The organism is Dietzia sp. DQ11-71 (assembly GCF_014144995.1).
GTDB classification, from domain to species: Bacteria; Actinomycetota; Actinomycetes; order Mycobacteriales; family Mycobacteriaceae; genus Dietzia; species Dietzia kunjamensis.
Window position 1 is genome coordinate 1 of the sequence record NZ_JAALDT010000460.1, and the last position, 4,705, is coordinate 4,705.

6 protein-coding genes are annotated in these 4,705 nt (G+C 71.3%); 2 read left to right on the forward strand and 4 right to left on the reverse strand.

The features are described from left to right. Positions 1-412 precede the first annotated feature (412 nt). The gene (locus G6023_RS14500; protein ID WP_069389921.1) at positions 413-982 is read right to left on the reverse strand and encodes a DUF1697 domain-containing protein; all 570 of its coding nucleotides are present in this window, start codon (positions 980-982) and stop codon (positions 413-415) included. 49 nt (positions 983-1,031) lie between these two features. On the opposite strand from G6023_RS14500, the gene G6023_RS14505 reads away from it, so the two are divergent. After that, on the forward strand, positions 1,032-1,472 hold the full coding sequence (locus G6023_RS14505) for an SRPBCC family protein (RefSeq protein WP_069389930.1): 441 nt from the start codon (positions 1,032-1,034) through the stop codon (positions 1,470-1,472). On the opposite strand, the gene aroD is transcribed toward G6023_RS14505, so the two are convergent. Further along, a complete protein-coding gene (gene aroD, locus G6023_RS14510) occupies positions 1,469-2,248 on the reverse strand; it encodes a type I 3-dehydroquinate dehydratase (protein ID WP_069389922.1) in 780 nt (259 codons plus the stop codon). The genes G6023_RS14505 and aroD overlap by 4 nt on opposite strands. Positions 2,249-2,286: 38 nt before the next feature. Continuing rightward, positions 2,287-2,769, reverse strand: a complete 483-nt coding sequence (locus tag G6023_RS14515) for a DUF4262 domain-containing protein (protein ID WP_069389923.1) — start codon at positions 2,767-2,769, stop codon at positions 2,287-2,289. Between the two features lie 190 nt (positions 2,770-2,959). On the opposite strand from G6023_RS14515, the gene G6023_RS14520 reads away from it, so the two are divergent. Further along, positions 2,960-4,096 (forward strand): patatin-like phospholipase family protein, encoded by a 1,137-nt coding sequence (locus G6023_RS14520; RefSeq protein ID WP_069389924.1) that lies wholly within the window; start codon positions 2,960-2,962, stop codon positions 4,094-4,096. An 11-nt stretch (positions 4,097-4,107) separates the two neighbouring features. Here G6023_RS14520 and G6023_RS14525 read toward each other — a convergent pair whose 3' ends face one another. Further along, on the reverse strand, positions 4,108-4,698 hold the full coding sequence (locus tag G6023_RS14525; protein WP_069389925.1) for a DUF732 domain-containing protein: 591 nt from the start codon (positions 4,696-4,698) through the stop codon (positions 4,108-4,110). Between the last annotated feature and the right edge of the window lie 7 nt (positions 4,699-4,705).

A 4,705-nucleotide genomic window follows, 5' to 3' on the forward strand; every position in this document is an offset into this window, starting at 1 on the left:
GGCCGTCGGCACCCGCGCCGCCGAGGTGGACACGGACGTCGCGCCCGCGTCCCCGGGCGCGGGTTCCTGCGGGTCCGACGAGCACCCACCCAGCGCGAGGGCCGCCAACAGCACGGCGGCCAGCGCGACGGTAGTGGATCCGGTGGGCGGGCGGTGGGACATCGCTCGCAGTCTGCCACGGGCAAAGGGTTGCGTCCGAGCACGTGTGCAGAGGATCCTGTCTGCGGAAGGGAACCCGGCGCAGGCGGAGAGCCCGCACGCCACCCCTCCCACAGAAGGAGCGTGACCGATGCCCCCGTTCGACCTCTCCCAGCTGCAGGCCATGTGGGACGGGATCTTCCCCGCGATCTTCGGGCCCCTCGCTGCCTTCGTCGACACGATCGGCGCGTCCGTCCAAGGGCCCTGACGCGTCTCAGCCCACCGCGAGGATCTTGTGTAGCGTCCGGAGGTTCCTGCTCGTCAGGTGACGGTCATGCGCTAGGTTGCCGGAGGCCTTGCCGGCGGCCGAGTTCAGCGTCGCCCCCTTGGGAACCCGCCAGTACACGCACCCTGATCCCGCTGTCACGACCTCGGTGCCGCCGGGCTCGATCGCCGCGCCCATCGCCTCGGCGACCGCCCGGGTGACCGCCGGGTCATCGGAGAACACGACGTAGTCGTGGTGCTCGTCGAGCGACTCGAACGGGTACGCCGCCACCGCCTCCTCGACCGCATCGCGGGTGAGGACCTGCACCACCGCGTCGTAGCCGAACCTGTCGGCGTAGGCGGCTTCGAGCACCGCCCGGAGTTCGTCCTCGGTGCGTGGGTCGGTGAGCACGACGTTCCCGGTGGCGAGGACGGTTCTCACCTCCGTGCAGCCCGACTCCTCGGTGCAGGCCCGCAGGTCCGCCATCGCGATCCTGGCCGACCTGCCCACGTTGATCCCCCGCAGCAACGCGACCTTGCGGTCTGCGCTCGACCCGCCGGGACCGGCTGCGGCGATCATGGACCGATCCTCGCACCACGGGCGGGCCGCGAGGGTAACTTTGGCGACCATGGCAGTGTCAGTGAAGTCAGTGACCACGATCGAGGCCGGCATCCCGGAGATCATGGAGGTCCTCGCCGACGTCGAATCCCTCGTCGACTGGTCGGAGGCCCACCGCGAGGTCGAGATCCGCGAGGCCGACGACGAGGGGTGGCCGATCGTGGTGTGGGAGAAGATCGCGCAGTACGGCGTGACCGACGAGATGGTCGTGCGGTATGAGTGGTACGACGGCGAGGTGAGCTGGTCGCTCGTCGAGAGCAGCACCCAGAATGTGCAGAACGCGCGTTATGTGCTGACGGACAAGGGCGACGGCACCACCGAGGTGGTCTTCGACCTCGAGGTGGACCTCAAGATCAAATTTCCCGGAGTGATGCTCAAGAAGGCCCAGAAGCACATCGCGGACGTGGCCACCTCCGGCCTCCGCAAGGAGGTCCTGCGGCGCTACGGCTAACCCAGCAGATCGAGCGCGGCCCGCACCCCGACCGCCGGCAACTGCCCCGGCGCCGAAGCCGCGCCCACGGTGGCGAAGGTGGCCGCCGATCCGAACGTGCCGCCGCCGATACGCGTCACCGCCCCGAGCGCGCCCATAGACATGGTGATCAGCGGGATACCGGCGACGCGGTGGCGACTCTCGGTGGCCGCGATCAGCGTCACCACGTCGGCCGCCGAGCGGGGCATCACGGCGATCTTGGCCACGTCCGCCCCGGCGGCTTCCATGGCCTCCAGTCGAGCGACGATCTCCGCGGCCGGCGGGGTGGCATCGAAGTCGTGGTTCGACGCCACCACCGAGGTGCCGTGCGCGTGGGCCGCCTCGATCGCCCGTGCCGCCCGCGGGTGCCTGTGCTCGACGTCCACCGCCGCCACCAGGCCGGTCGCCGCGAGAGATGCGACCAGCGCGATGTAGGCGTCGTCGGTGATCCCGGCACTACCGCCCTCGGCCGTGGTGCGGAACGTGGCCAGGATCGGGGTGTCCGGAAGCAGCCCGGCCAGGGCCTCGAGCGCTGCCACCGCCGGGCCGGGATCGGTCGACGTCCCGGCCTCGGCGGCGGCCGCCCCGGACCGGGCGGGGGCGGGCTCGTAGAGGTCGACCCGCCACTCGACGAGATCGACCACGGGATCGTCGGCCAACGCCGCGGCCTGCTGCTCCAGTTGCGTGAGGTCGCCGGCGGTGATCGGGACGATGATCGACGGCGAACGCGCATCCAGGTGCAGCTGGTGACGGGGCATGGTTAGACCCTACGACGACCCTCGCCGGGCCCGGACCGTCAGCTACACCCCTCGCAGGGGCACGGCCGGCGGGCCGGGATCAACTCCAGCGCGGCCAGGCCCCCGGTTCCGGAGGTGCGGTAGTACCTGCCCGCCCAGCGCAGGGTGCGGGACGGCCGGCGTACGGGGACCAGTTCCCAGGTCGGGCCGCCGGAGCCCTCGCACAGCAGGTGCCCGGCATCGAAGACCTGGCCGGCCAGGACGGTCTCGCCCCACCGGCCCAGCAGATCGGCGGTCTCCCGCGCCGCCAGGCCCCGCACGAGCAACTCGGGGTGCCCCAGATCCGTCAGTCCGATGGTGTAGCCGAACCTGTCGTCCGGAGGAAGTGGTGTGGCGGCGCAGTCGCCGCAGTCGCAGCCCTCGCCGACGTGGACGACGTGCATCCCGGAGCGCTCGACGTTAGCGGCGACCCGCAGCATGTCGCGGTCGATGGTGGGGGCGTAGGCGGAGCCGGTACGGGGCGGGATGGCGGTGTGGGACATGGGATCTCCTCTGTGCGGGTGTATCGGGCCCGGTGCCCGGCGTCGAACAGGTGCTCGATGCGATGCTGACGGTAGATCCCACCTACGACACGGACCGTGGAGTTGACGTCCTGTACCCGGACGGGACGGGTGCACACTGGGGGCGGACACGCGGGGGACGCGTGGTCGGACTCGACCGAAAGGGGCGCCTGTGAGGGTCGCGTTGGCACTGGGCTCGGGCGGGGCGCGTGGATACACGCACATCGGCGTGATCCGTGAGCTGCAGGCACGTGGACACGAGGTGGTCGGTGTCTCCGGGGCGTCGATGGGTGCCGTCGTGGGTGCCCTCTACGCGGCCGGCAAGCTCGACGACTTCGAGAAGTGGGTGCGGGGCCTGACCCAGCCCGCCGTCCTGCGGCTCCTCGACGTCTCCTTCGCGGGCGGCGGCGCCATCCGGGCGAACAGGATCATGGCGGTGATCGGGGCGATGTTGGACGACGTCCGCATCGAGGATCTCGAGATCCCGTTCACCGCCGTCGCCACCGATCTGCGGGCCCGCCGGGAGGTCTGGTTCACCCGCGGCCCCGCGGACGTGGCGGTGCGGGCGTCGTTCGCCATCCCCAGCGTCATCACCCCGGCGTTGGTCGGAGGGCGGTTGATCGTCGACGGTGGCGTGACCAACCCCGTCCCGCTGGAACCGTTGGCGCCCGTGAACAGCGACCTGCTGCTGGCGGTCTCGCTGACGGGGCGTCGGTCCGGGATCCGAGGGTCGACGTTCCAGGAGAGTTCGGATCCGGACGAGGTGTCCCCCGAGGCCGAGCCGAAGATCTCCCGGAGGGGTGCCGCGGCCGGGGCGAGGCCGGCGGGCACGCTGACAGGCCGGATCCGGACCGCCGCAGCGGATGTCCGCGACGGCGACCTGGTGCGACTGATCGCCGCGCGACTCGGTCAGGATCCGGCTGTCCCGGAGGACGAGGACTCATCGGATGCCGGCGGTGACGTGGCCGACGACGCGGTCGACGGCGTCTACGACGGGACGGCCGGAGTCCGGGCGCCCGGTCAGCCGTCTGACGTGGTGGAAGAGGTGGTCGACGAGGGCGAGCAGGAGGTCGCCGCCGATGCCGAGGAATCCCTTCCCGGGTCCCTACGGATCTTCGACGTGGTCACCCACACCATCGAGGCGATGGAGAGCATCGTGACGGCTTACCGCATGGCCGGCAACCGCCCCGATGTGCTGGTGGAGGTCCCCTCGGACGCGTGTTCGACGTTCGACTTCCACCGGGCGGACGAGCTGATCGCGCTGGGCCGCCGCCTCACCGCCGAGGCGCTCGACCGCGCCGGGATCTGACGGGGTCGGTCCTAGGCGCCTTCGCTGTTTTCGCTTCCGCTGTTTTCGCTTCCGCCGTTCTCGCCACCGCCGTTCTCGCCTCCGTCGCCGACGAGCGGCAGGTGCTGCGAGCAGTACGCCTTGACCGCGGCCGTCACCACTGCCGGTGCCTCGATCACGGGAGCATCGGGATGGGCGTCGTTGTACATCTGGAGCACGTCGATGTAGCCGGTGCCCTCGTCGAACGACGCGCAGGCGTCACGGCCGCGGGTGATGTAGTCCTGCTCGTCCGGCGTGTCCACGCCGACGCGTTGGATGTCGTTCAGGAACTCCTCGTCCGGGTTCGGGCTCTCGCCCCCACCTTCCTCGGAGCCTTCGGGCTGCGGGCCGTTGCCGGTCGTGGCGCCGCCCTCGCCGCCCTCGCCGCCGTCGTTCATCGCGTCACCCACCGCCGACGTGGCCTCGGCGGCGACGGACCCCACCGCGCTGGTGGCCTCGCCGACGGCCTGCTCGGCCTCGCCCTCCTCGCCGCAGGCCCCCAGCACGAGGGCCAGAGCTGCGAGGCCGGATGCGGCCGCGAGGGTGCGGGAACGGGTGCGTACGGACCGGGGTGTGACGGCCACGGTGGGG